This window comes from Streptomyces sp. 71268 (assembly GCF_029392895.1).
In the GTDB taxonomy this organism is placed as follows: domain Bacteria; phylum Actinomycetota; class Actinomycetes; order Streptomycetales; family Streptomycetaceae; genus Streptomyces.
The window spans coordinates 3,948,186-3,973,765 of the sequence record NZ_CP114200.1; the positions used below are offsets into that span (position 1 = coordinate 3,948,186).

Consider the following 25,580-nt stretch of genomic DNA (forward strand, 5'->3'; position numbering starts at 1 on the left):
CCGGTGGCATCATGCCGCCGTGACGGACGACGCCCCGGCCCTGCGCGCGAGTTTCGGCCACGACCTGTTGACGGAGTGGATACCCGACGCGCTCGGCGCGGCCGACGTGCTGCGGGACCTGGCGCGCGGGCGGGTTCCGCCGCCGGCCGCGCTGGACGTCGGCTGGCTACGCGTGCCGCTGTCCCGCCGTACCGAGGCCGTGCCCGTCGTACCGGTCGCGGTCCGCGCCCATCTGCACCGTACGGTCGAACGCGCCCTGCGCGGCTACGAACCGGCCGCCGAGGTGTTCAGCTACCGCGCGCTGACCTGGGACTACCGCACCGCCTTCGGGGCCCGTGGGGCGCGCATGCGCGCACTCGCCGAGCGGGGCGACCTTCCCCTGGTGCTGAGCCTGGACGTGCACCGGTTCGGCCGCTCGCTGCCATTGCCCACGCTCCTCGACGCGACCTGGATGACGGAGGAACTCGGCACCCTCCTCGGGCGCTTGACCGCCGAGGCCGGGCACTGCCTGCTCTCCAGCCACCACTGGGCCAACCGCCTCGGCAGCGCGGCCCTGGCCCCAGTCGACGCGGTGCTCGGGCGACTGGTTCCGGGGCGGTGGCTGCGCTGGGCCGATGACTGGCACGTCTTCGTACGGGACGCGGACGAGGCGGATCGGGTGCGCGCCGCCGTACGGGACGGGCTGGCCACTCTCGGGCTCACGCTGTCGGCCGACAAGAGCGGCCTGCGCCCGGCCGCGACGGTGCTCGCAGGGCCGGCGCGGGACGTCGCGGGTGAGCCGGCGCGGGTGTGGCGGGCGGGTGTGGCCGGGGGCGATCTGCGCGCGCTGCGGTACGCGCTGCCGCGCCTCGCTCCGGACGCGCGGATCTCCGCCGAGGTGCCCTCGGTGGTACGGCGTTGGCCGGCGCTGCTGCCGCGTGCCGTGCGGTACCTGGACGGGGCGGCGCGGTCGGCGCACGGGCGGGCGGTGGTGGCCGAACTGCTCGGCGGTGCCGAGCGGGACCCGTTCGCGGCGGCGCGGCTGCTGGCGCTGACCGGGCGCCACGCGGAGTTGGCCGCGCTCGTGCCTGGTGCGGTGCTGGCGATGGCCGGGGACGACGGCTCGCCCGCCGCGCTACGGGAGCTGGCGACCCGGGTGGCCGTGGTGGACCGCCGCGCACACCTGGCGCCCGAGCCGACGCCGCGCCTTCGCGCGTGGGTGGCCGACGGCGGCCACGCCGGGGCGTCACAGCCATCGGTGGCTACCCTGCTCTGACGCCCACGGGGCTCGTGCACACGGCAGACGCGGCGAAGGGGGCGGTACACGTGGCGGGGGCGGACGGCGTACGAGGAACGTGGACAGCGGCGGACTGGGCGGGCCTGCCCACGGTCGATCGGCACCAACTGCGGTCGATGGGCCTGGCGTTGGCGGCTTTCGATCGCGCGTTACGGGGCGTGAACTGGCACCTCAAGGGCTCGACGGCACTCCTCGGCTGGCTCGGGCCGACGGCGCGCATGCCGGGTGACGTGGACCTCGCCGTACCGGCCGGGATCGGACGCGAGCTGCTGCGCGGGGCGGGACTGCCGCCGGGGCCGGATGGCGCGCGCGTACGGCTACTCCGAACGGAGCCGGTGGTCTTCAGCTCGCCGGGGCGCGCGGCGGTGCACCGGGCGCTGGTAGGGGTACGGCACGAACGTGGCGACGACCGTGTCCTGTTGAACGTCCTCCTCGTGCCGGAGAACAGGGCGGCGCGGGACGCGCGTACCGCCCCGCTGGCCTTCCCCGCCGACACGGGACCGGTCACCGTTCCCGCTGCGACGCTCAGCCGGTGCCTGGCGCAGAAGCTGCTGCGGTATGCGCGGCGGCGCGAGGCCGGGAAGATCAACACCCGCTGGGCCGACCTCGCCGACTTCCTCATCGCCGCCACCAGCCTCCGCGCCCCGAAGCTGGTGTTGGACGAGTTGCGCCGCGACGTGGCCGTCGAGTTCGCCGCCATGGGCCGCGACTGGCCGACCACGCTGCCTCCGCCGCCCCTGGAGTGGCTGGACTTCTGGGACGCGGCCACCTTCCACGCCGGCTGGCCCTTCGGCCGGCTGCCGGAGGCGGCGGCCCGGCTCGCGGGGTTCTGGGAGCCGGTGCTTGAGGTGCCGGCGGAGCCGTACGGGCCGGCGGGTGCCACGGTGTGCGGGCCGGCGGGCGCCACGGCGTGCGGGCCGGCGCGGGTGTGGTCGCCTGACGCGTGGGAGTGGGGGGTGGGGGGTGGACATCCGCGTATCGGCGCCTGACCACGCGACGGCCGGGCACGGTACGTCCCAGGAGTGGATGAGAGCACGTCCACCCTGGGTGCGATGGTTCGTCGCCGCCCGACGGTGCACCGAAAGGGCAGCCGACCGTGCGTCTCCGCCTCTACCGCACACACCGGAGCCGTTGGTTACCTGTGCGGAGCGGACATGAGCAGGAGCTCACCTGTCGAACCACGCGAAGGGAGCACTCCCGTGCACACCCATGCCGCCGGCGGCTCACCCGAGGCTTCCCGGGCCCGGACTACCCGCCAGGCTCCGTCGGTGTCCCGCACCAGTGCACTCCGGCGCGGCGTAGTCCCGCCCTCGGCGCTCCGATCCGTGCAGCGCACCGCGGGCAACGCCACGGTGACCCGCATGCTGGCGCGGGCCCAGCGCGCGGACGCGCCCGAGGTAGCCCAGCGACAGACCGGCCGGGAGACCACCGTGGCGGGACGCACTGCGGTCACCGAGGTGCTCCGTTCACCCGGCCATCCGCTCCCTGCCGGGCTGCGGAGCGAAATGGAGCAGCGGCTCGGCTCGGACTTCTCCGACGTGCGCGTGCACACTGGCCCCCGCGCCGAACGCTCGGCCGACGAGATCTCCGCACGCGCCTACACCTCCGGCAGCCACGTGGTGATCGGAGCGGGCGGCGCCGACAAGCACACGCTCGCCCATGAACTCACGCACGTCATCCAGCAACGCCAGGGGCCGGTCTCCGGCGTCCAGAACAGTGAGGGCCTACGCGTCTCCGACCCCTCCGACCGCTACGAGCGCGAGGCGGAGCGCAACGCCAAGAGGGTGATGAGCCTCGCCGTTCCACCGACATCCGCCGCGACCTCACCGGACCACGGTCACACGCTCGCCGGCCATCGGCACAGGCAGAACGCCGGCGCGCGCCTCGTGCAACGCATGGCGGGGCCAGGCGCCGGGGCGACCACGACCGGCGTGGATGCCAGCACCATCATCGAAGGGATCAAGCGGCAGGGCGAAGTGTTGGAACGCTGGCACCCCGACTACGACGTGGCCTTCGCCAGCTTGGCGGGCGAGCTGCCGTCAGGTTTCACGGCAGACGCCAGAGGTGACCTCTTGGCCCAGGCCCAGCAGATGCTGACGGCGCACTCCATCGCGAACCCACAGCACACACCCGGCCAGGGACTGCCGGCACGGATCGTGGAGTACGTGCTGGTCCAGGAAGACGCGGATTCCCCGCCCGGAATCGGCGGCTTCAACACCCTGTCGATGAAGGGTAGCGAGATCACCGGCCGCCCGAACTTCGCCAAGGCGACCACGCTGGCACTGCCGATCAGACCGGGGATGCACCGGCGCCACATCATCGCGTGGCACAACATCAGTTCGCTGCTGAACCGCGCCTATGCCACACACCCGTCACCTCTGATCGATTACCTCACGGCGAAGCTCGATACGAGTCAGGTGGCCGCGGACCTGACGAGCGAGTCGGACAAGGCGATCGGCAACATGCCGGCCGCCAGTTTCGGCCAGGCACCTCCAGACGTACCCCAACACGAGCAGCGAGCAGAAGCCGAAGTCCTGCTGCGAGCGGCATACGTGATGAACAGCTCCGTGAAGAACCTGTGGGTGGGGTCTGGCAAGGAGAACTCGGAGATCAACCAACTCAGCCGGACGCTGCAGGGAAAGCTCACGGACCTCACCCCTGAACGGCTGGCTATCTGGGAGAAGGAACTGTCGAACTCCACGCCCAAGACACCCATGGCCCAGCAAGCGACGACACTCGTCCTCCACCGTCTCCGCGGTATCCAGGGAAATCCGCCCACCGACCAGGACGTGGACGATGTGAAGTATTACGTCTGGAACGAGGTGATCCGGCACCTGGAGACGGACGCCTCACAGGACGCCTCCCCTTCAGCCGGGAACCAGCAAGCCGTCGTGGTGGGCGATGCCGTGTTCGATGCCGTCTTCGACCCGTCCAACAACCCCAGCTTCGACGTCGTGCGTCAGGCCATCGACTTCCTGTGGACCGGGCCTCGTCCCACCGGCGCGTGACGTCGGGCAACGGGGCTTTCGCGAGCCCCTGAGAGCCGGGCCTCACGGCCCCGCGCCTTGACGGGACGCTCAGCCGGCGGGCAGCGTGCGCCCCGTCGCGGGCAACAGCCGTTCCAGGCAGGCGAATCGCCGTGGCGGCAGGTGTCGCCGCCAGTCGTCCCGCCAGCGCAGGGCGTGGGCCAGGTGGTGGGTGCCGGGCGCGCCCGGGCCCGCCGCGTCGAGGTCGGCCAGGAACGCGACGGCCGCCTCGGCGGCGTCGGCGCCCAACGGCTGTCCGTACACGTGCAGGACGCGTTGCGCATGCCCCGTCCCCTTGAGGGTCTTGGTCACGTGCAGGCTGAAGTGCGCGCGCCGGCGGGCGGCGTCCAGGTCTGGTCCGTCCAGCGGCGCGGCCCCGGCGCCGCTGTGCATCTGCCCCTCGCTCCACCGGTTGGCCCCGGCCACGGCCGTGCGCAGCGCCTCCGCGTCGTTCACCACGCCCGACAGGCCGTCGCCGAGGGTCGCGTACAGCCGGCCCGCGCCCGCGACGCCGTCGCTGAGGGCGCGCAGATGGCCAGCCAGCAGCGCCTCGCGCCGGGCCCGCAGCGGGTAGGCGCGGCGTACCAACTCGGCGACCGGCAGCGGCGCCGCGTGCCACGCCTCGGCCAGGGGCAGCAGCTCGCGGGCGTTGCCCTGGGTGAGGCGGGCGCCGTCGCCCGCGCGGGAGCGGGTGCCCCACTCGATGTCGTGCACGTCGGTGACCGCGTACAGGCCGCCGGTGGGCCGCGTCGCCGCGAGGGCCGGCAGGCCGTCCGCCGACGCCACCCCGGGCAGCCGTGGGTCCTCCCCGTCGGCCACGCCCGGCCGCGCGGGGCATCCGTCCAGCGGGCGTACGAGCACGCCGGCGAGGAGGGAGGCGGTGGCCCGGACCGACAGCAGCTCCGGAACCCGGGCGAGCGCGTCGGCCGCCCTGCGCTGGGGCAGCCCCGGCCGGTCCCGGCGCAGTCGGGCGGCCATGGCGACGGCGTAGCAGGCTCGCAACAGGGCGGTGCGCCGTTCGCCCGCGTCTCCGGCCAGCGGCACACGGTCCCAGGCCCAGCCGTGCCGGACCCCGCTGTCGCCCGCGGCCAGTGGTGCGGGCGGTGGCTCGTCGGGGCCGTCGGTCGCCGCCCGTACGAGGACCAGATCCTTGCCGTAGTACCCGGGCCACCACCCCTCGCCAGCCGCGCGGCCGACGGCCGCCAGGCTGCGGCGCACCCGGTCGAGCCCCGCCTCGTGGTCGCCGCTGTCCTCCACGCGGGCCCGCAGCCCGCTGGTGACGACGACCAGCGTCGCCGCCCGGTCACCGCCGGCGGCGAACCGCGCGAGCGCGTCGCCCGCGTCGGGGCAGTCGGGCGGGAAGCCGGGGGCGTGTCGGGGCGGCCAGCGGTACGCGGGGGTCATTCGCGCCTCCGATCGCGCCAGAGTTCGAGCAGGAGCCGGCGCAGTCCGGGGAAGATCACCAGGAGCAGCACGATGGCCACGCCGATGCCACCCAGGGACCAACCGAGCCCGGTCAGGCTCGAACTCGACAGCCCCTGCCAGATGGCGAGGCCCACGCCGAACGGCAGGCCGATGGCGGCGAGCAGCCCGAGTATGGCGTTGCTCATCTCCGTCTCCTCCGCCTGCACCTGGCGGGAGAACTCGCCAAGGTCGTCCTTGAGGGACTGGAGCGTTTCCGGCAGGCCCGCGGCGCGCTGCCAGGTGCGGGTCACGGCGTCCACGGTGTCCTGTCGGCCGAAGTCCGGGCTCCAGTAGCCGCGGCGGAAGACCAGCAGGTCGCGCTCCAGTTGGCCCACCTCGCGACGCTTCGGCTCGCCCTCGGCGATGCGGGCCACCTCGGTGCCGAACGCGGTCAGCACGACCTGGTGCAGCCGGGCCAGCGCGAGGGCGTCGGCGTACAGGCTGATCAGGTGGTGCGTGGTGCCGTTGTAGTAGTTGTCCGATACCTCGCGCCCGGGGTCGGGTTTGGTGCCGACCAGCACCAGGCCGCGCAGGCCGAGCACGCCGCGCACGTTGTTGCGCAGCCGGAAACGCAGGGAGGCCAGTTCGTCCGGTGCCTCCTCTCCCGGCTCGAAGTCCGACGCGTGGTACATCTGCCACAGCCACTGGTCGACCGCGGACCAACTGGCGTTTCGCTCACCCTGGTTGAGCCGTGGCAGGTCGTCCCGGGCGGTGATGAAGGTGCAGTAGAGGGCCTCGCGTTCGGTGGCGGAGAGACGGCAGCCGGGGGGAAGCTGCCGAGCGGCCCAGTCGCGATACGCCCCGCCCGCGTGGTGTGCGTCGACGTCCGCGCAGTGCCGCAACGCCGTGGGCATCTGCTCCGGTGGCAGCGCCGGCAGGTGCCCGTGCAGCAGGGCAACGCCGTTGGCCTCGGGACTCGCCCCCATCCGTCGGAACATGCCGAGGACCGTGTCGTTGAGCCGGATCAGCTCGACGGCGGTCAGCTCGAACCCGTGCGGGGCGGCGTCGGGGTCGAGCCGCTCGTCCGTGTGCCAACGCACCGCCGTCTCCCACAACAGCGGCGCCAGTCGCTGACTGGTGTACTCGGCGCGCCGGGTGGCGGTGGAGTACACGTCGTTCCCGTCGGCGCGCTGCCAGCGCCGCACCAGCGGCCCGGCCGCGAAGGGCGCCGGCGGCGGCGCGTCGATCTGTACCGCCACGATCAACACGGTGTCCCGCCGCACCAGGGCGCCCGGGTCCCGCGCGCTCCCGCTGTCGGGCGCGGCGCCGCTCACGAGAGGACCTCCAGGGCCGCGCGCAGGTACCGGCCCCGCTCGTCAGCGCCGGCGTCGGCGTCCACGTACCGCCAGCGCCGGAACCCGCCGGTCACCGGGCCGCGCACCAGCACCCGGTTGTCACCGCGCACCGGCCGCCCCCTGGCGACGAGCGTCAGCGTGCCGGGCGCGGCGCCCGCGCGGTGCAGGGTGTACGCCGACATGCCGTACCGGCCGCCGGCGGACACCGTGTGGGTGCGGGTCCCGGTCACCCGGACCCGGTAGGCGTCGCTGGTGTCGAAGTGGAAGCCGCCGTCCTGGGGCCGGTAGCGCACGACGTGGTACGCGTCCGGGTCCGGGTCGGGCGCGCCGGCCGGGGCCCGAGGCGCCTCCTCGGGGGTGGCCTCGACGACGGTGTTGTACAACTCGCCGGTCAGCACCGTGGCGGCGAAGTGCCAGCGGTGGTCGTGGATCTGCGCGTCCTGGCCACCGGCCCGCCACACGTGCAGGAACAGCCGACGGCCGTCCGCGCGGAGCTGGGCCAGGGGCAGCTTGACGAAGCCGTTCGGGTGGGCGATGGGTGTGCGGGCGGCGGGCGGCCGAAGCGGTCCGTCGAAGCGGCCGAGCAACGCCGCGGTGAGCGCGGCCCGCGCGAGTTCGGTCGTGACGGGAGCCGGCGTACCGGTCGGGCCGCCCCGACCGCCGGACTGGTCGACCACTCCGTGTTCGCCCGGCCTCGCCCGGACGATCTCCTCACCCGTCACGCTCACCGCAAGCCCCTCCCCACGGCATCGCCGCACTTGCGGCGCCCGGCCCCCGCGCGCCGAGCGTAGCCAACCGGCGCGCCTCGTCGCCGGCCGTCCGGCACATCCCGGCCACGGTGGCGAACGCGGCCCGGCCAGCGGGTGTCACGCCGCCCATCGCACCCACAGCGCCCCGCCCCACCCCGCCGCCCGTTACGCTCTCCCGGATCGGTCGGGACGGCGCGCGGGTCCCTCCGGGCGCGGGCGCCGCCGGGCGTGCGCCCGGGCGGTGGGGCGTGGCTCCGGCGATCGAGGACGGCGCGCGGGAAGGAGCGGGACCTGTGGGTGACGACAAGGGCGAGGACGCGACCCGGCCTTCGCCGCAGCGGGGGCGCCGGCGTGGCCAGGGCGAGTTGGAGGCGCTGGTGATGCGGGTGTTGCAGGGGGCCGGTGAGCCGGTCACCGCGGCGCGGGTGCAACAGGAGCTGGGTGGCGACCTGGCGTACACCACGGTCGTGACGATCCTGACCCGGCTGCACGGCAAGCACAGCGTGACCCGGCACCGCGCGGGCCGGTCCTTCCGGTGGGCCCCCACGGCCGACGAGGCGGGGCTCGCGGCGCAGCGGATGCGGCGCGTGCTCGACGGGCACAGCGACCGGGACGCGGTGCTCGCCAGTTTCGTCTCGGGCCTCTCGGCCGACGACGAGCGGCTGGTGCGCGAGCTGCTGCACGACGCGCCCTCGGAGGCGGAGGCGCGGGCGGAGCCCGGCGACGCCCCCGTACCCCTCGATCGCGAACGGGAGCCGTGACCGGTGGGAGTCTTCGTCGTCCTCCCGCTCGTGCTGCCGCTCACGGCGTGGCCGATGTCGCGGCTGGCCGAGCGGCGGCTGCACCCGCGCACCGCGACCGTCCTGCTGACCGCCGTCGGGGCCATACTCGCCGTGTGCAGCACGCTGTGCCTGGCCCTGCTCGGCGTGGTAGGCACCGCGCAACTGCCCGGCAACCCGCTGCCCGACGGCTGGGCGGCGCCCGAGGTGCGGGCGGCGGTCCCGTACGACGAGAACGTGGGGTTCGCCGCCATCGGCGTGCTGGCCCTGGTCGCCACGGCCTGCGGGCACACGCTGTGGCGGCACTACCGGGTACGCAACGGCGCCTGGCGCGCGCTCGGCGACCTGCCCGCCGAGCCGGCCCCGACGCCAGCACCCACCACGACTTCCGCGATCAGGGCCACGTCTACGGAGCCGCCCGCGCCACCCGCGCTGACCGTCCTGCCCGACGAGGTGCCGTACGCGTACGCCCTGCCGGGTCGGGCGGGCTCCGGGCGCGTCGTCGTCTCGGACGCCATGTTGGCCGGGCTCGGCGCCCCGGAGCGGCGGGCGCTGGTCGCCCACGAGCAGGCCCACCTGGCCGGGCGGCACCACCGCTACCTGCTGGCCTCGCGGTTGACCGCGAGCGCCAACCCGTTCCTGCGCCCGCTGTGGACGGCGGTGGCCTTCAGCGCGGAGCGCTGGGCCGACGAGGAGGCGGCGCGCGAGGTGGGCAGCCGGCGCGTGGTCGCCACGGCCGTGGGCAAGGCGGCGCTGATCTCCGGGCCCTCGCCGGCGCCCGGCATCGCGGGGTTCGCGGCTGTCGGCCCGGTGCCGCGACGGATCGCCGCGCTGCTCGGACCCGTCCCACCGGCCCGGCTGTGGCCGCCCGCCGACGGCTCGCTGTACGCTGCGGCGCTCATCGCCGCGGCCGGCACCGCGGCCTCGGCGCTGTCGTCGCTGAACGCGGCGGTGGCGCTGTTCGTGGTGCTCAAGGCGGCCACGCCGCTGTAGGCCCGGCCGCGAGGCGCCGGCGGACCACGTCGTAGAGGAGGGCTGCCCGGCCAGGGGGCGGGTCCGGGCAGCCCCGTACGAGGCGGGGCCGGCGACTCGCTACGGAGTGCGCGGCCCCGGGGGCGGGACGCTGGGCGCGCCCCGCGCGATCAGACGTTGACGCCGAAGTCGGCCGCGATGCCGGCCAGGCCGGACGCGTAACCCTGGCCCACCGCGCGGAACTTCCACTCGGCGCCGTGCCGGTACAGCTCACCGAAGACCATGGCGGTCTCGGTCGAGGCGTCCTCGGTCAGGTCGTAGCGGGCCAGCTCCACGCCGTCGGCCTGGTTGACGACGCGGATGAAGGCGTTGCGCACCTGGCCGAAGCTCTGGCCACGGGCCGCCGCGTCGTGGATCGACACCGGGAAGACGATCTTCGTGATCTCGGCGGGCACGCCGGCCAGGTTGACCTTGACCGCCTCGTCGTCCCCGTCGCCCTCGCCGGTGAGGTTGTCGCCGGTGTGCTCGACGGAACCGTCCGGGCTGGTCAGGTTGTTGTAGAAGACGAAGTGCCGGTCGGACGCGACCTTCCCGGAGTCGTCGCACAGCAGGGCGCTGGCGTCCAGGTCGTAGTCGGTCCCGGTCGTCGTCCGCACGTCCCACCCGAGCCCGACGACCACGGCGGTCAGCCCCGGCGCCTCCTTGCTCAGCGAGACGTTGCCACCCTTGGCCAGCGATACACCCATGTTGTGCCCTTCCCCTGTCGCGCCTGCGTTGGCTGCTGCCGCAAATCTACAGCACTGTAGAAACTATCGACCGGCGATCGACGCGGGCCCCGGGCCCTGGGGCGCGGTAGCGTCGCACCAGGTACGCCACGGCGTTCCGCGCGGGCGGGACCGGCCCCCACCGAGTGGGCCTCCGCGACCGCGGGGTTGGTTCGGTCTACACCGCGCTGTTGACGGACGAGGGTTGGTCGTCCCCGCGCGTGCGGGGTCGCACGGGCCCGCCCGCGAACTACTCACACCCCCACCCCTACACCCCCTCCTCCGGCCACCCCAGCAACCGGGCCCCGATGACCGCGGTCTGAAGGGTGTAGCGGTGGACCGGGTCGCCGGGGTCGGAGCCGGTGAGTTTGTGGATGCGGTCCAGGCGGTAGGTCATGGCGCGGACGCTGAGGGACAGGCGGCGGGCGGCCTCGGCGGCGACGCAGCCGGTGTCGAAGTAGGCGGTCAGGGTGTCGATGAGGGGCTGGGCGCCGCCACGGGCCTGCTGGAGGGGGCCGAGGACGGTGCGTACGAGGTCGGCCATGGCCTGCCGGTCGCGGGTGAGGACCGGGTAGACGAGCAGGTCGGCGGCGTGCAGGACCGGGTCGTCCAGGTGCATGCGGGCGGCCAGGTCGAGGGTGTTGAGGGCCTCCTCGTAGGAGTGGACGACGCCGCCCACGCCCGGGTGGGCGCGGCCGATGGCGACTTGGCCGCCGTCCGTCGCCGCGTATGCCTGCTTCGCGAAGTAGCGGAGCACGTCGGACTCGTCGCCCGGCGCGATGCAGATCAGCCGGCCGTCCTTGGTGGTGAGCAGGATGCGCCGGTCGCCGAAGCGGGTCAGCAGCGACGACTCGACCCGCCGGGTGACCGGGTAGCCGTCGTCGTACGGTTCGGCGCCCTGGGCCACCGCGACCGCGTGCGCGTGGGCCAGGATCAGGCCGAAGCGTTCGGCGCGTTCGGCGAGGCGGCCCAGGTCGCTGCGGCCGTAGAGCAGGTCGTCGATGAACTCGCGGCGCGCGGCCTCCTCCTGGCGGACGGCGAGCCGCTGGGCCCGCTCGTACCCCTCGGCGAACGCGTCCACGGCCTGGGTGATGGCGGCCAGCAGGTGGTCGGCGGCCGGGCCGCGCAACTGGGGGCGGACGGCCTGGGCCGTGACCAGGTGGGCGTGGATCAGGGTGCGCAGGCCGATGCCGGCCTCGGCGGCGCGTTCGCCGCGACCGCGCAGGGCCTCCAACTCGTCGCGGACCAGCCGCCGGCCCGTGGCGCAGGCGCCCGTGAGGATGTCGGCGTAGCCGGCCAGGTAGTCCCCGTATTCCCCGTATTCCTGGTAACCCTCGTAGCCCTCGTAGCCCTCGTAGCCCTCGGATATGTCCAGCTCCGCCATGGTCCCTCCGGTCGTTCCGCGCGTCGTTGCCGCCTGGCCGACGTGCGGGGATCAAGGGTGGCACGCGGCACGGCGGGGGCGGCGGGCGGCATTAAGGCGGCGTAAAGATTGCCGGCGGCCGGCAGTGCGGGAACGCCGATCGCGCTGCCAGGATGGCGTCACCAGGGCGGCCGGCTCGCTTCGATGCCGGTGGCCGGAAGTGAGTGTCCCGCGCGGTGGGACACGGGAAACCGCGGTCGTGGGCGGGCGACGCGCTGAGGGGGCAATGACCATGGCCGAATTCCTGAGTGTGGCCGCCGGGCTCCCCACGGTGGTGTTCAGCGCCGCCCTGATGGTCGTCGTCGGCTTCTGGCTGCTGGTCCTGTTCGGCGCCGCCGAGCACGACACCTTCGACGCGGACGTGAACGCCGACGCGCTGCACCTGGGCGGGGTGCCGGTGGCGGTCTCCGCCTCGCTCTTCGTCGTCTTCGGTTGGTTCCTCAGCTTCGCCGGGTCGGTGGCGCTCGCGGACACGGGCCTGCCCGGCGCGCCCCTGCTGTCCCTCGAAGCCACGCTGCTCGGCGCCTCGGTGTTCGGCTCCTGGTGGGTCACCCGCCGCCTGGTGCGCCCGCTGGCGCGCCTGTTCCCCGACGAACCCGCGCCGTCCCGGCAGGACTTCATCGGGCTGACCTGCACCATCCGTACCGGCCGGGTGGACGCGGGGTTCGGTCAGGCCGAGGTCACGGCCCGCGACGGCTCCACGGCGCTGGTCCAGGTCCGCCAGGTCGCGGGCGAGGCCCGGGCCGCAGGGAAGGGGCTCGGGCTCGGACTCGGCAGTACGGGGTTGCTGTACGCGTACGAGGAGTCGGGCGAGTTCTTCTGGGTCGCCCCCTTCGACGCGGCCCTCGACCCGCGCGGCTGACCCACGCCGCCACTCCGTCTTTCGTACGGCGGGACCGCCCGCCCCGTACGCCCGACCCGCGCCGCTCCCCCTCTCACATCCCACCTCTCACACGCACCGCACCGCACCGCGCCGTCGCGCGCGTGCCGTGGCCCGACGTTCGCCCGTTCCATCTCTACTTACGGGGACTCTCATGGATGCCATCTCCCTGGGCATCGGCGTGCTCATCGCCGTCGTCCTGCTCATCACCCTGACCCTGCTGTTCGTGATCAGTCGGCTCTTCCGCAAGGTCGAGCAGGGCAAGGCGCTGATCGTCTCCAGGATGCGCAAGGTGGACGTCACCTTCACCGGGCAGGTCGTGCTGCCGGTGCTGCACAAGGCCGAGGTGATGGACATCTCGGTGAAGACCATCGAGATCTCGCGCACCGGGCGCGACGGGCTGATCTGCCGCGACAACATCCGCGCCGACATCCGCATCTCGTTCTTCGTACGCGTCAACAAGACCGTCGAGGACGTCATCAAGGTCGCCCAGGCGATCGGCACGGCCCGCGCGAGCGACAAGGCCACGTTGCAGGAGCTGTTCAACGCCAAGTTCTCCGAGGCGCTCAAGACGGTCGGCAAGCAGCTCGACTTCACCGACCTGTACACCAAGCGCGAGGAGCTGCGGGACCGGATCATCGAGGTCATCGGCACCGACCTGAACGGCTACAGCCTGGAGGACGCGGCGATCGACCACCTGGAGCAGACGCCGCTGAACCAGCTCGACGCCCACAACATCCTGGACGCCCAGGGCATCCGCAAGATCACCGAGCTGACGGCCGTCGAGCACGTGCGCACCAACGAGTACCAGCGCCACGAGGAGAAGGAGATCACCCGCCAGAACGTGGACGCCCGCGAAGCCATCCTGGAGCTGGAGCGGCGCCAGGCGGACGCGGAGATCAAGCAGAGGCGGGAGGTCGACACCGTACGGGCGCGCGAGGAGGCCGAGACGGCGCGGGTGGTGGAGGAGGAGCGGCTGCGCGCGCAGGCGGCGTTCCTCAAGACCGAGGAGCAGCTCGGCATCCAGCGCGAGAACCAGGCGCGCGAGGTCGCGGTGGCGCAGAAGAACCGCGAGCGGGTCATCGCCATCGAGAACGAGCGGATCGAGAAGGATCGGCTGCTTGAGGTCATCGCCCGGGACCGGGAGACCGAGCTGACCCGGATCTCGGCCCAGAAGGAGGTCGAGGCCGAGCGCCGGGAGATCGCCGAGGTGGTGCGGGAGCGGATCGCGGTGGACCGTACGGTCGCCGAGCAGGAGGAGTCGATCAAGCGGCTGCGCGCGGTCGAGGAGGCCGAGCGGGAGCGGCAGGCCCTGGTCATCGCGGCCGAGGCGGTGGCGCAGGAGCAGTTGGTCAAGGACATCAAGGCGGCGGAGGCGGCCGAGCAGGCGGCGGTCCACCGGGCCGCCGAGGAACTGACCCTGGCCGAGGCCCGTACCAAGACCGCCGACATGGACGCGCGGGCCAAGATCCGGCTCGCCGAGGGCGTCCAGGCCGAGGCGGCGGCCGAGGGCCTGGCGGCGGTGCAGGTACGGGACAAGGAGTCGGAGGTCATCGAGAAGGCCGGCCGCGCCGAGGCGCAGGCCACGGCGGCCCGGCTGCGGGCCGAGGCCGAGGGCACCCGGGAGCAGGCGCTCGCCGACGCGGCGGCCATCGGCGAGAAGCTGAAGGCCGAGGCGGCGGGGCTGACCGAGAAGGCGGCGGCGATGGCCGCGCTGGACGAGGCGTCCCGGGCGCACGAGGAGTTCCGGCTGCGCGTGGAGGCCGACAAGGACGTGCGGCTGGCCGGCATCGAGGCGCAGCGGCAGGTGGCCGAGGCGCAGGCCACGGTCATCGCGACGGGCCTGGAGAGCGCGGACATCAGCATCGTGGGAGGCGAGAGCGCGTTCTTCGACCGGCTGGTCGGCGCGATCTCGCTGGGCAAGAGCGTGGACGGCTTCGTCCAGCACTCGCGGACCGCCCAGACCCTGGCCGGCCCCTGGCTGGACGGTTCGGCGTCGTTCACCGACGACCTGACCAAGGTGCTCGGCTCGACGACGACCGCTGACGTGCAGAATCTGACCGTTTCGGCGCTGCTGATGAAGCTGATGCCGTCGGGTTCCGGCCAGCTCGACCAACTGCTGGCGTCGGCACGCCAGTTGGGGCTCGCCGACATGCCGGTGGCCGAGCTGGTCGGGCGCGGCGGGGTGGCCGGGCCGGCGGCCGGTACGAACCCGCCAGCGGACCCGCGCACCGGCCCGGCCGCCGCCTCGGTCAACGGCGGGCCGCTGGCCTGAGCCGAGCCGGCCCACCGAGCCGACCGTACGGAGGGGGACGGTCGAGGTGCCCGGAGCTGCCGCGCGGGGGGCGGCAGCTCCGGACACGCGCCCGGGCCCGGGCCCATGGACGAACTCGTACGGGTGGACGTACGCGTACGGGTGGACCTACTCGTGCTCGTACGCCACCCACCCCCTCCACCGACCCATCTCCTCCACCGACCCACCAACCCGCCAATCCGCCAACCGCGCCACCAGCCGCAGCAGGGAGTAAAGCCAGATGGAGACCGGGACGGGGAGCGGGACGGGGAGCGGTATGGCCGGCGAGAGGGGCAGTGGGACGGGCGCCGAGGCGGGGAACGGGCTCGACGCCGGCACGTACGAGGTGCTGCGCGGCCGGCTCGGGGCGCGGGCGACCGAGCTGGCCCGGCGTGCCGAGGCGCTCAACGCGTCCCGTACCGCCGCGTTCGGCTCGACCGAGCTGACGCTGACCGGGACCGAGCCGGTGCGCACCGAGCGCGCGAGCGTGCCGCGTGATGTCGTGGCCGTCGGCGAGTCGCTGCTGTTCGGCTACAACACCAGCGCGGGGCCCGAGTCCGGTGCCACGGCCGTCGGCGACGTGTTCGCGCTCTACGACCGCGAGCTGAACCCGCTGCCCCCGGGCGCCGTGCCCGGGCTGCTCGACGACCCGGCCTTCGTCCACGAGTTCGACGCACTCTACCGCTACTACCGGGCCGCACGACTGCTCCAACTGAGCCTTACCGACGGCAAGTTGCTGGCCGTCTTCCAGACCGGCGAGAAGGCGGACGACCTGCGCGTGCTGCGCTGGGCGCTGCCCACGGCCGACGGCGGTCCGGCCCGGTTCCTGGACGCGCGTGGCGAGCGCGACCACACCCTGCCCGCCCCGCACGACGTCACGTGGACGGCGACCACCCGCGAGGACCACGTGCTCGGCCGGTTCCCGCACATCGCCGTCGACGGTGGCACGGTCTACGTCGCGACCGTCGGTGGGGCGCTGACCGTCAAGACCGAGAACACCACCGAGCGCGGCGACGGCGTCTACCGCGAGCCGGTGGACGAGCCACTCCAGTCGTTGGCCGACGCGGACGTGGCGTACGCGCGAGTGGGACCGCTGGTTCTGCTACGAATCCGCCCGTACAAGGAGGAGGGTTGGCGGTACCTGGTCTTCCACACCGTCACGCAGGCCGTGGCCCGGCTCGACGGCATCGGCCAGTCCTGCCAGCGCCTCCCCGATGACCAGGGCATCGTGTTCCCCGGCGGATACTGCCTGGCCACCGGCGCTGTGAAGACCTTCGACGCGGACACCGACGGCCTCGCGTTCACGCACGCGGTGCGCTCGCCCAACGGCGAGGACGTGCTGTACGCCTTCCGCGCCCGGGCCACCGGGCGCACGCTACTCCTCTCGTACAACACCATCCGTGAAGAGATCGCGACGCCGCTGCCCTGCCTCGGCTACGCGCTCTTCGAGGACGGCACCCTCGTCGCGCTGCGCGCCGGCGCGTCCGCCGCCGACGACGGACCGGGCGAGCCCGCGCGCGTGCACCCTGTGCAGCTCTGGCGCACCCCGTACGTCTCCGACACGTACGCCGCGGGCTCCGCCGCCGGCGCCGGGCCGCTGGCCCGGATCGGCAACGCGGACCTGGTGCGGGGCATCGCGGAGTGCCTGTCCATCGCGCGGCAGGTGGCCGACACGGAGCCGACGGCGGAGCGGTACCGGTCGCTGGTGGCCGCCTGTGCGCGGGCCGCTGACCGCTTCCACTGGCTCGGTGACGCGGAGGTCGGTGACCTGCGCGGCCCGCTGGTCGAGGTGCGGGAGACGGGCGAGCAGGTGCTCGCGGAATTCGCGACCGTCCAGGACCTGACGCGGCGGGCCACGGACGCGCTCGCCGACCGCGCGGCGCACATCGCCCGGCTGGTGCGCCGGGTACGCGGCGAGGCGCCGGCCACCGCCGAGGAGTGGGTGGCGCGGATCGGCGAGCTGCGCCAGGCGCAGGGCCGGCTGGTGACGCTGAAGGAGATGCGGTACGCCGACGTCGCGCGCATCGACACGCTCGCCGACGATGTCGAGTCCGACATCGCCGGCACCGCCCGCCGGGCCGTCGCCTTCCTCCACCGCGCCGACGCGTTCGCCGGCTACCGCGCGCAGGCGGAAGAGTTGACCGCCGCGGCCGAGGCGATCGACACCGTCGCGGCGGCCGACCCGCTGGCCGAGCGGATCGCGGAGCGGTCGGCCGGGCTGCGCGAGGTGACCGAGGTCATCGCCCGGCTCGACATCGGCGACGCGACCGTACGGACCGCCATCCTGGAGCGGATCGCCGAGGTCACCGGCGGTCTGAACCGCGCCAGGGCGACGCTGGACGCCCGCCGCCGGGAGCTGGCCGACCGGGAGGGGCGCGCGGAGTTCGCGGCGGAGTTCGCGCTGCTCGGCCAGTCCGTCACGGGCGCGCTCGCCGCCTGCGACGAGCCACGGGAGTGCGACGCCCAACTCGCCGCGCTGCTGCTACGGCTCAAAGACCTGGAGGCCCGGTTCGCCGACCACGAGGAGTTCCGCGCCGAGATCGACGCCCGGCGCACCGAGGTCAGCGACGCGTTCGCGGCGCGCCGGCAGGCGCTGGAGGACGCGGCGGCCCGGCGCGCGGCGGCGCTGGCGGACTCGGCCGCGCGCGTCCTGGAGACCCTGACCCGCCGCGCCGGGGCGCTGCCCGACCGGGAAGCGGTGGCCACCTTCTTCGCCTCGGACGCCCTGGTGGTGAAGGTCCTGCGGACCGCCGACCAACTGCGCGCACTCGGCGAGGGCGTACGCGCCGAAGAGTTGGCGGGTCGGCTGGCTGCGGCCCGGGAGGACGCGCTACGCGCGCTGCGGGACCGTACGGAGCTGTACGCGGACGGCGGCGAGACGATCAGGCTCGGCGAGCACCGGTTCGCCGTCACCACCCAGACGCCCGAGCTGACGCTCCTGCCAGACGCGGACGGGCGCGCCATGGTGCTCGCGCTGACCGGCACGGACTATCGCTCCCCCGTCACCGACCCCGCCTTCGCCGCCACTCGCGCCTACTGGCGGCAGACCCTGCCGTCGGAGTCCCCCGAGGTCTACCGGGCCGAGCACTTGGCGGCCCGCCTGCTCGCCGAGCACGGCGCGCCGGCGCTGTCCGCCGCCAGCCAGGAAGAGTTGGCGGAACTGGTGCGGCGGGCCGCGGAGGAGGCGTACGACGAGGGGTACGAGCGCGGGGTGCACGACCGCGACGCGGCGGCGATCCTGACCGCCGTGCTCCGCCTGCACGAGGGCGCCGAACTGCTCCGCTACCCGGCGCACGCCCGCGCGCGAGCCGCCCTGTTCTGGGCCCACGGCACGACCGAGGCCACCCGCGCGTCCTGGACCCGCGAGGCGGTGTCGCTGGCGCGCGCCCGCGCCGCGTTCGGCTCGGCGCCGGGCCTGGGGGCACTGCGGGCCGAACTCGCCGCGCCCATCGCCGGCTTCACGCTGAACACGTCCGACGCCGACCGCGCGTCGGAGGCCGGTGGGATCGACAGCACGGCCGGGGACTCGGCGGGCCTGGCGGCGGCGTACCTGGTGGAGGAGTTGGCGCGCGGCGGTGCGTTCGTCACCGGCCCGGCCGCGCGGGAGCTGCTGGCCGCGTTCGGTCGCGCGGTGAGCGCGGACAGAGGCGTTGCCCCGTACGGGGCCGACGTGCGGGCCCAACTCTCCGCCGGCGACCCGGCGGCGGCGTACCGTCTGGTCCACGGCTGGCTCACGGCGTACGCGGCGGCCGGCGGCCGGGACCAGGTCGGAGACGGTGACCTGGCCGAGGCGGTGGCCATCGAGATCTGCCCGAGCCTCGACCGACGGACGGTGGAGGCGGAGTTGACGGGGCGGGTGGAAGGGTTGCTCGGCACGCACCCGCGGATCGGCGGGCGGGCGTTGGAGCTACGGATCGACGAGTTCCACGCCCGTACGTCCGACTTCGCCGCCCGGGTGGTACCCGGGTTCCGCGCGTACCAGCGACAGCGCGCCGAGCTGATCGCGGCGGAGCGGGCGCGGCTGCGGATCGCGGAGTACCGGCCGCGGGTCATGGCGTCCTTCGTACGCAACCGCCTCGTGGACGAGGTGTACCTGCCACTCATCGGCGACAACCTGGCCCGCCAGATCGGCGCCACGGGCGATGCGAAGCGGACGGACAGCAACGGGTTGCTGCTGCTCGTCTCGCCGCCCGGGTACGGCAAGACGACGCTGGTGGAGTACGTGGCGGAGCGGATCGGGATGCTGCTGGTCAAGGTCAACGGGCCGGCGCTGGGCCACGGCGTGACCTCGCTCGACCCGGCCGAGGCACCCAACGCGACCGCGCGCCGCGAGGTAGAGAAGATCAACTTCGCGTTGGCGGCCGGCAACAACGTGCTGCTCTACCTGGACGACATCCAGCACACGTCGCCGGAGCTGTTGCAGAAGTTCATCCCGCTGTGCGACGCGACGCGGCGCATGGAGGGCGTGCGTGATGGCGAGGCCCACACGTACGACCTGCGCGGCAAGCGCTTCGCCGTGTGCATGGCGGGCAACCCGTACACGGAGTCCGGCCGCCGCTTCCGCGTCCCGGACATGCTTGCCAACCGGGCCGACGTGTGGAACCTCGGTGATGTCCTGACCGGCAGGGAGGAGGCGTTCGCGGCCAGCTTCGTGGAGAACGCGCTGACCTCGAACCCGACCCTGGCCCCCCTGGCCACCCGCGACCGCGCCGACCTCGACCTGCTCGTACGCCTCGCGTCGGACGACCCCACGGCCCAGCGCGACCGTCTGGCCCACCCGTACGCACCGGCCGAGCTGGATCGCGTGCTGTCCGTACTCCGACACGTGCTCGCGGCCCGGGAGACGGTGCTCGCGGTGAACGCGGCGTACATCGCGTCGGCCGCCCAGTCGGACGAGACCCGCACGGAACCCCCGTTCGCCCTTCAGGGCTCGTACCGCGACATGAACCAGATCGCGTCCCGCATCAGCCCCGCCATGAACGCGGCCGAACTGTCCGCCCTCATCGACGACCACTACCGCAACGAGGCCCAGACACTGGGCGCCGCGGCGGAGGCCAACCTGCTGAAGTTGGGTGTGTTGCGGGGGACGTTGACGGAGGAGCAGGCGGTGCGGTGGAAGGAGCTTTGTGGTGGTGCGGGTGGGGGCGAAGACGCGGTTGCTGATGTGGGTGAGGGTGGAGGTGCGCCGGTGGGTGTGGGTGCGTCGGGGGCGGGGTTGGGTGAGGCGGTGGCGGTGCTGGGGGTGCTGGCCGACCGGATCGCGGCGGTGGAGGCTGCCATCACGCGGGCCACGGACCCTCGGCACCTGCTGAGCCAGCCGACGGGGCGGCATGTGGCGCGGGGTGGGGGCGGGGAGAGTGGGGACGGGGGTGGAGAGTGAGGGGTGGGGTGACCTCGCTGCCGTGACGGTTCGTTGCTGGTTGGCCAGCAGGGGGGCGAGGGTTCCGTGCCGGGTACGGGTTGTGCTGGGTGGCCGATAGCCTGGGCCGAGGACCGAAGGCGGCAAGGTTGGCGTGCGATAGGTGCCGGATGTGCGAGATGTCGGGATCGCAGGAAGTTGCAAAAAACAGGGTAGGGCCCCGGTAGCGTCGCAGGTCAATTGCTCTCTGGTCCCCGCGTGCGGGGATGGCCCCCCGACTCCGAAGACCGTGGCCACCAGCGTGACCTCTGGTCCCCGCGTGCGGGGATGGCCCCCACTGTCTCCCCCTTGGCCGCCTTGATCCCCGCTCTGGTCCCCGCGTGCGGGGATGGCCCTCGGAATCAGCGCTCGGGCTCAGGCGTGAGCGTCTCTGGTCCCCGCGTGCGGGGATGGCCCCCGCGCCGACGGCCAGCGCATACCCGTCCTCCCCTCTGGTCCCCGCGTGCGGGGATGGCCCCATCGAGGCGCGCCAAGCCGTCCCGCCCGCGTACTCTGGTCCCCGCGTGCGGGGATGGCCCCCGTTCCCCGGAGGTTGTCCGCCAAGCAACATGCTCTGGTCCCCGCGTGCGGGGATGGCCCCCTGCGGACGGCTCGCTCCCTGGGGGCGGCCGGCTCTGGTCCCCGCGTGCGGGGATGGCCCCACTCCCCGGCTCGGCGGCTTTCCTCAACCCGCCTTATAACGTCGTCGGTTGGCTACTCGGCAGTCGCCGCGCGCCACGGCAACTCCCCATCGGGCGCCGAACCTCACATGGGCGTCCCATCCCGATGCGCTCGCTGCCTGTCGTGCCAGCCGTCGATGGCGGCAACGCGTGCCAGCGCTGCTTGGTGCTCGGTCTCCGACACGGCGCCGTGCTCGGCTTCGAGGCGTGCGGCCAGTTCGCGCAGTCGGTCCATGGCGTCCTGGTGAGCAGCGGCGGCAGCGATGTAGTCGGTCACCCCGCGCGCACCGGCGCGTAGTTCAATCGATTCCACCAGCTCTTCCGGCACGGTGATGGTGATATTTCGAGCAGCCATACGTTGAGAATGCCACGTGGTGTCGAGCCTGCGATTGGCATGAGGCATACACGAGCTGCCGCGACTCATGCCGCCCCACACCGGACCGTCCGCTCACGCACTGCTCACGCGTTGCCGGTGGCCGGTTGCCGAGCAGCGCGCAGGGTCACACCTGGCCGAGGTCAATCTCCACCGGGAAGGGGGCTACGGCCTTGAGGATGCCGGTGAACACGTCTCCGTCCCGGTAGGTCTTCGTCGCCGGGTCGAGAACGTACGTGTACACGAGAGGGATGCCGGTCGCGGCCTGCTCGATGCGCCAGTAGAAGCCGATGCCTGCCTTGGCGTACTGGTCGACCTTCACGATCCGGTCAGTGGTCTCCGAGCCCGGCGACACCACCTCCGCGACCAGCAGCACATGCTCAGGGCGGGTGGGGGTGATGTCGATCGTGTCCGCGCGGTACACGACGACGTCCGGGCGACGATTGGTGAGCGGGACGTCTTGAAGCCGGACGTCGAAGTCCGTGTCAGCGTTCCACTCCGGTGCCGCGGCGGCATCCAGGGCGTTCGCGAGCATCCGCGCCAGCCGGTTGTGCCGCTTGGACGCGCTCGGACTCACGACGACCATCCCGTCCACAATTTCGATGCCGGCGCACTGCTCTGCGGACCAGGACTCGTACTCCTCCACCGTGATCTGCTCATGCATCCACGCCGGGGCCACCATCTCGGCCGTCATCAAGCACCTCCCGGACACTGTGCTGCGGGTTCCGTCCCGCCAGATTCAGCGTACTGTCTGCCGTCCGTCCGGCACGCGTGTCCCGCTCACGCGCCTGCCCCGTCGGCCGCCGTACGACCAGCGCGCCCACGGCAAGCGTGGGGAATCGACGCTGGTCCGTTGGCCGACATTGGGAAGATCAACTCCCGCCCACTCATTCATATGGGCTCCCGGGGGACGAAGCAGCATGAAGCATCTCTGAAAAGCCCAGGTCATCGGCGTACCCGTGGTATCCCATCAGGATTCGAACCTGCGAGCACCGTCTTAGGAGAGGGGGTGTCCCCACCTCCCCCCGCCCGACGGCACCGCCCCACCCCCCGCTCAAACAAGCAAGCTCCGAAACCGCGCATTGCTCGGTTCGGCGTCGCGTTCGCCGACCCTGGCGATCCAGTGGCGGCAGACGACGTTGACGAACGTCTCCACGGCCGCGGGCTCGGCGGTACGCCAGGCCGCGAAATCGGCGAGCCAGGCGCGGGCGGCCTCCGGGGTGTGGCCGCACTCCATGAGGCGTACGGCCGTGTACGCGACGTCGATCCAGGCGGGGCCGAGCGCGGGCATGGCCCAGTCCACGATGTAGGCGACGCCGCTCGTCGCCTCGATCATGAGGTTGTGCGGGTTGGTGTCGGTGTGCAGCAGATACGGTCCGCCAAGAGCCTCCGCCTCGCCGGGGCGGAGGTGCGCGGCGAAGCGTTCGGCGAAGCGTGGCAGTGGGAGTCGCGGGGGCGGGGCTTCCTGTACGCGCTGGAGGGTGGACGCCACCGCCGACAGGTCCCGGGACGCCGGGCCGAGGTTGGCGTGCGCGCCGCTGACGCACGCGAAGGCGAGGCAGTGCCAGCCCTCGCACTCGAAGCTGTGCCGGATTCCCGGCCCCACCCCCAGTTCGCTGACGAGGGAGTTGACCTGCTGTTCCTGGAGGAGTCCGGCCCGGTCCGCGTGGCTTGAGGTGCGTACGCCCTTGAGGAAGACCGATTCGCCGCGCTGGGTGTCGAGGACGAGGGCCAGGGAGCAGTTCAGGCCCTCGGGAACCTCTTCGGTACGGGTGATGCGGCCTGTACGCGCCTCGATCGCGCGCTTCAGGACGGCGGGTAGGTCGGCCCACCGCACACGTTCGGTCATCGTGTTCCGATCACTTGCCGGGGGCAGGGGCACCGGCCGGACGTTCCCGTGCCCCTACCGTCCATGGAGTGGACTGGTCAGTACTGTTCGCCTGCCAACGCGCTCAGTTCTGGGTGGCGCCGCACTTGCGGCAGCGGGTCTTGCCACTCCAGCCGATCCAGTCGTGATCACATTCGCTCAAGGTGTGCCACATGCCCAATTCCCCTTCTACTGGCCTTACTTTACGGACCGGCTAGCCCCTCCCCGCGAGGGTCGCTGACGCCGTTGGTTGGTGGCTGGCGTTCCGTCGGTGCCGTTTGACTATCGCTCGTCGACCGTTACAGATCGACTTCTTTCCTTGTCCTTCCCCATTTCGACCGCCTACCGCACGGATGTCGCACATCCGGTTGTGAGCGTTGCCGGCTGCCGCCGGAGGGTCCGACGTTGCGTAACCGGCCACTTCCGGAGGGTTCCCCGGCCGCCTTCCTGACTCTGCCGCCGAAGCGTCGGCCGGCCAACGCGGCTCGCGGGGCGGGCACTTCGCGCGTTTGCGCGCCGGGCGCGCCTTCGCCGGGGGCGGGGCTGCCGCGCCGGGGCGGCGCGCGCCCCCTCGTTTGGCCTGCCCGCTTGGAGGGATTGGCCGGCGGTGCCGGTCTGGGCTGGTGGGTCACGCGCGGGGCATAGCGGTTACGGGACGACCGACAGCCTGGGGTCTGGGTGGAGGGAGGCGCGATGGTGAGCGATCTATCCCCTATGTGTTTGATGTCGGAATCCCAGGAAGTTGCGGAAAACGGGGTGGGTTCCGGGTAACGTCGCAGGTCAATCGCTCTGGTCCCCGCGCGCGCGGGGATGGTCCCACAGCGATCGTCTTCCACGAAACACCAGTCTTCTGGTCCCCGCGCGCGCGGGGATGGTCCCGGCACGAGCCGGCGCTCGCCGCGTACCCGCCGCTGGTCCCCGCGCGCGCGGGGATGGTCCCAAGACGTGCTGCGCATGTGGAAAAGGTGGGAACTGGTCCCCGCGCGCGGGGATGGTCCCGCGCGGTGCACGCTCCGCGTGACCGTGTGGCACTGGTCCCCGCGCGCGGGCATGGCTCCCACACGCCAGGGTGTACCCAGGTGGCTCCGGCCTGGTCCTCACGGCGCCGCACCGCCCCGGCCCACCACGAACGCCGGTGTCTTGCCCAGTGCCGCGCTCAGCGCGGTGGTGGTGCCGATCTCGTCGGCAAGGTTCTCCGCGCTGGCCCAGCGGCGTTCGTGCTGGCAGTCGTGGGGGCACGGGGAGGTGCTGTGGTCGGTCGCGTGTACGTCGTCGCCGTCGGTCCAGCCGCCGTCCACGATGATGACCAACTGCTCCGGTTCGCCGGCCGCAGCCGGGCGCTGGTCGAGGGTGAGGGCGCGGTGCACGGGCGGCAGCTCAAGGCCGAGGGCGTACGCCGCGCGCCCCGCCGCCGACATGATCCCCTCGCCGGGGCGGAGCAGCACGCCCGGGAGCTGCCACGGCGTACCCGTACTCCGCACCTGGAGCACGCGCGGCCAGCCGTACGACAGGTCGGCCGGCGCGGACGGGTCGCGGGGCCGCCACACCAGTACGTTCACGCGTACGTCGCGCCGGCTCATGGTGCGCCGCCCGCGTCACCGGTCGTGCCCGCCTGGAGAGCGGCGAGGTCGAGTCCGCACTCCTCGGGCGCCTTCCCGTTGGTAGTCAGCACGCCGGCCACATCCGCGCCGTCCGACCAGAAGAAGCTGCCGGTCCCGGCCAGCGCGTCGAGGGTCACTTGCACGCGGCGCGGGTTGGGCAACAGGAACTGGGTGTCGAGCCCTCGCGGGTCGCACAGCGATAGTTCGTAAGCGTGTTGAAACTCCGCGTCCGTCGCCCGCTCCCAGGCCGTGTCGGGTTCGGCCGGCGGGCCGCGCGCGAGGAAGAACCGCAGTACGGCGCCCTCCGACGTACGTACCTCGTGATCGCCCGTGAGCACCGCGTGTACGCGCTCGACGGTGTTCACCGCGCCGCCTCCTCGTCCCGGTGGTCGCGACGGCGGTGCTCGTGCAGCGCTTCGACGGCCTTGCGGCGCTGCGTCGCGTCGCGCAGGGCCACGGCCCGCTCCGCGACGATCCACAGGGCCCGGCACTTGGCGCACGAGCGGGGCGCGTCCCGCCGCGCCTCGCGCTCGTGAGTGTCCACGAGCGCTTCGAAGTTGGCGTCGGCAGGCTGGTGTTCGGGGCGGCCGTTGGGCTCGGGGAGGGTGGTTGTCACCGGGCGCTCCCCCCGCGCTTGCTCTGCCAGTTCAGCCGTGGGCGCATGAAGGCCATTTGCCTTTCGTTGACGTTGCGACCCTCTGGACGTTCATCACGTCACAGGGGTCCGTGCATGCGTCCAT

General features: G+C 73.1%; 19 protein-coding genes and 2 CRISPR repeat arrays. Of the genes, 8 read left to right on the forward strand and 11 right to left on the reverse strand.

Annotated elements, in window-relative coordinates; all coding sequences use genetic code 11:
• Nucleotides 1–19: 19 nt before the first annotated feature.
• From OYE22_RS15085 to OYE22_RS15095, 3 genes are all read left to right on the forward strand, one after another.
• Nucleotides 20–1,255 carry a hypothetical protein gene (locus OYE22_RS15085; protein ID WP_277320891.1) on the forward strand — a complete coding sequence of 412 codons (1,236 nt, stop codon included), beginning with the start codon at nt 20–22 and terminating at the stop codon, nt 1,253–1,255.
• Between the two features lie 50 nt (nt 1,256–1,305).
• The gene (locus tag OYE22_RS15090) at nt 1,306–2,265 is read left to right on the forward strand and encodes a nucleotidyl transferase AbiEii/AbiGii toxin family protein (protein ID WP_277320892.1); all 960 of its coding nucleotides are present in this window, start codon (nt 1,306–1,308) and stop codon (nt 2,263–2,265) included.
• Between the two features lie 336 nt (nt 2,266–2,601).
• Nucleotides 2,602–4,284 (forward strand): DUF4157 domain-containing protein, encoded by a 1,683-nt coding sequence (locus tag OYE22_RS15095; protein ID WP_348652215.1) that lies wholly within the window; start codon nt 2,602–2,604, stop codon nt 4,282–4,284.
• 69 nt (nt 4,285–4,353) lie between these two features.
• Here the strand turns inward: OYE22_RS15095 and OYE22_RS15100 are convergent, their stop codons facing one another.
• The 3 genes from OYE22_RS15100 to OYE22_RS15110 are packed head-to-tail and all read right to left on the reverse strand — an operon-like array spanning nt 4,354 to nt 7,789.
• A complete protein-coding gene (locus OYE22_RS15100) occupies nt 4,354–5,706 on the reverse strand; it encodes a hypothetical protein (protein ID WP_277320893.1) in 1,353 nt (450 codons plus the stop codon).
• Nucleotides 5,703–7,040, reverse strand: a complete 1,338-nt coding sequence (locus tag OYE22_RS15105; protein ID WP_277320894.1) for a hypothetical protein — start codon at nt 7,038–7,040, stop codon at nt 5,703–5,705. Before OYE22_RS15105 ends, OYE22_RS15100 begins: the two co-directional genes overlap by 4 nt.
• Entirely contained in the window at nt 7,037–7,789 is a 753-nt protein-coding gene (locus OYE22_RS15110) for a hypothetical protein (protein ID WP_277320895.1), read from the reverse strand. Before OYE22_RS15110 ends, OYE22_RS15105 begins: the two co-directional genes overlap by 4 nt.
• Nucleotides 7,790–8,103: 314 nt before the next feature.
• Between OYE22_RS15110 and OYE22_RS15115 the strand changes: the two genes are divergently transcribed.
• Entirely contained in the window at nt 8,104–8,571 is a 468-nt protein-coding gene (locus OYE22_RS15115) for a BlaI/MecI/CopY family transcriptional regulator (RefSeq protein ID WP_277320896.1), read from the forward strand.
• 3 nt (nt 8,572–8,574) lie between these two features.
• Nucleotides 8,575–9,582: a M56 family metallopeptidase gene (locus tag OYE22_RS15120; RefSeq protein ID WP_277320897.1), complete on the forward strand. Its 1,008-nt coding sequence runs from the start codon at nt 8,575–8,577 to the stop codon at nt 9,580–9,582.
• A gap of 149 nt (nt 9,583–9,731) precedes the next feature.
• Here OYE22_RS15120 and OYE22_RS15125 read toward each other — a convergent pair whose 3' ends face one another.
• Both OYE22_RS15125 and OYE22_RS15130 read right to left on the reverse strand, forming a co-directional pair.
• Nucleotides 9,732–10,307 carry a TerD family protein gene (locus tag OYE22_RS15125; RefSeq protein WP_277320898.1) on the reverse strand — a complete coding sequence of 192 codons (576 nt, stop codon included), beginning with the start codon at nt 10,305–10,307 and terminating at the stop codon, nt 9,732–9,734.
• 286 nt (nt 10,308–10,593) lie between these two features.
• Nucleotides 10,594–11,709 (reverse strand): helix-turn-helix domain-containing protein, encoded by a 1,116-nt coding sequence (locus OYE22_RS15130; protein ID WP_277320899.1) that lies wholly within the window; start codon nt 11,707–11,709, stop codon nt 10,594–10,596.
• A gap of 271 nt (nt 11,710–11,980) precedes the next feature.
• Here OYE22_RS15130 and OYE22_RS15135 point away from each other — a divergent pair, with 271 nt between their 5' ends.
• The 3 genes from OYE22_RS15135 to OYE22_RS15145 all read left to right on the forward strand — a co-directional run bounded on the left by OYE22_RS15135 (nt 11,981) and on the right by OYE22_RS15145 (nt 20,301).
• A complete protein-coding gene (locus OYE22_RS15135) occupies nt 11,981–12,610 on the forward strand; it encodes a hypothetical protein (protein WP_277320900.1) in 630 nt (209 codons plus the stop codon).
• Between the two features lie 172 nt (nt 12,611–12,782).
• A complete protein-coding gene (locus OYE22_RS15140) occupies nt 12,783–14,903 on the forward strand; it encodes a flotillin family protein (RefSeq protein WP_277320901.1) in 2,121 nt (706 codons plus the stop codon).
• 295 nt (nt 14,904–15,198) lie between these two features.
• Nucleotides 15,199–20,301, forward strand: a complete 5,103-nt coding sequence (locus OYE22_RS15145) for a DNA repair ATPase (RefSeq protein ID WP_277320902.1) — start codon at nt 15,199–15,201, stop codon at nt 20,299–20,301.
• Between the two features lie 224 nt (nt 20,302–20,525).
• A CRISPR array of direct repeats spans nt 20,526–20,982; the repeat unit is 28 nt; unit sequence CTCTGGTCCCCGCGTGCGGGGATGGCCC.
• A gap of 102 nt (nt 20,983–21,084) precedes the next feature.
• Here the strand turns inward: OYE22_RS15145 and OYE22_RS15150 are convergent.
• The 6 genes from OYE22_RS15150 to OYE22_RS15175 all read right to left on the reverse strand — a co-directional run bounded on the left by OYE22_RS15150 (nt 21,085) and on the right by OYE22_RS15175 (nt 25,456).
• Complete coding sequence (locus tag OYE22_RS15150; protein WP_277320903.1) at nt 21,085–21,354, reverse strand: hypothetical protein; 270 nt, start codon at nt 21,352–21,354, stop codon at nt 21,085–21,087.
• Nucleotides 21,355–21,499: 145 nt separating this feature from the next.
• The gene (locus tag OYE22_RS15155; protein WP_277320904.1) at nt 21,500–22,066 is read right to left on the reverse strand and encodes a Uma2 family endonuclease; all 567 of its coding nucleotides are present in this window, start codon (nt 22,064–22,066) and stop codon (nt 21,500–21,502) included.
• A 360-nt stretch (nt 22,067–22,426) separates the two neighbouring features.
• Nucleotides 22,427–23,221 carry a phosphotransferase gene (locus OYE22_RS15160; protein WP_277320905.1) on the reverse strand — a complete coding sequence of 265 codons (795 nt, stop codon included), beginning with the start codon at nt 23,219–23,221 and terminating at the stop codon, nt 22,427–22,429.
• 805 nt (nt 23,222–24,026) lie between these two features.
• A CRISPR array of direct repeats spans nt 24,027–24,297; the repeat unit is 29 nt; unit sequence CTGGTCCCCGCGCGCGCGGGGATGGTCCC.
• Between the two features lie 39 nt (nt 24,298–24,336).
• Nucleotides 24,337–24,819: a hypothetical protein gene (locus tag OYE22_RS15165; RefSeq protein WP_277320906.1), complete on the reverse strand. Its 483-nt coding sequence runs from the start codon at nt 24,817–24,819 to the stop codon at nt 24,337–24,339.
• Nucleotides 24,816–25,205 (reverse strand): hypothetical protein, encoded by a 390-nt coding sequence (locus OYE22_RS15170; RefSeq protein WP_277320907.1) that lies wholly within the window; start codon nt 25,203–25,205, stop codon nt 24,816–24,818. The genes OYE22_RS15165 and OYE22_RS15170 overlap by 4 nt, the downstream gene beginning before the upstream one ends.
• Nucleotides 25,202–25,456, reverse strand: coding sequence for a hypothetical protein (locus tag OYE22_RS15175; protein WP_277320908.1), 255 nt, complete (start codon nt 25,454–25,456; stop codon nt 25,202–25,204). Before OYE22_RS15175 ends, OYE22_RS15170 begins: the two co-directional genes overlap by 4 nt.
• Between the last annotated feature and the right edge of the window lie 124 nt (nt 25,457–25,580).

What these genes read in the sequence shown, in the direction of transcription:
- OYE22_RS15100 (WP_277320893.1), bottom strand. Translation starts at nt 5,706, where the DNA reads ATGACCCCCGCGTACCGCTGGCCGCCCCGACACGCCCCCGGCTTCCCG.
- OYE22_RS15125 (WP_277320898.1), bottom strand. Translation starts at nt 10,307, where the DNA reads ATGGGTGTATCGCTGGCCAAGGGTGGCAACGTCTCGCTGAGCAAGGAG.
- OYE22_RS15130 (WP_277320899.1), bottom strand. Translation starts at nt 11,709, where the DNA reads ATGGCGGAGCTGGACATATCCGAGGGCTACGAGGGCTACGAGGGCTAC.
- OYE22_RS15135 (WP_277320900.1), top strand. Translation starts at nt 11,981, where the DNA reads ATGGCCGAATTCCTGAGTGTGGCCGCCGGGCTCCCCACGGTGGTGTTC.
- OYE22_RS15140 (WP_277320901.1), top strand. Translation starts at nt 12,783, where the DNA reads ATGGATGCCATCTCCCTGGGCATCGGCGTGCTCATCGCCGTCGTCCTG.
- OYE22_RS15145 (WP_277320902.1), top strand. Translation starts at nt 15,199, where the DNA reads ATGGCCGGCGAGAGGGGCAGTGGGACGGGCGCCGAGGCGGGGAACGGG.
- OYE22_RS15150 (WP_277320903.1), bottom strand. Translation starts at nt 21,354, where the DNA reads ATGGCTGCTCGAAATATCACCATCACCGTGCCGGAAGAGCTGGTGGAA.
- OYE22_RS15155 (WP_277320904.1), bottom strand. Translation starts at nt 22,066, where the DNA reads ATGACGGCCGAGATGGTGGCCCCGGCGTGGATGCATGAGCAGATCACG.
- OYE22_RS15160 (WP_277320905.1), bottom strand. Translation starts at nt 23,221, where the DNA reads ATGACCGAACGTGTGCGGTGGGCCGACCTACCCGCCGTCCTGAAGCGC.
- OYE22_RS15165 (WP_277320906.1), bottom strand. Translation starts at nt 24,819, where the DNA reads ATGAGCCGGCGCGACGTACGCGTGAACGTACTGGTGTGGCGGCCCCGC.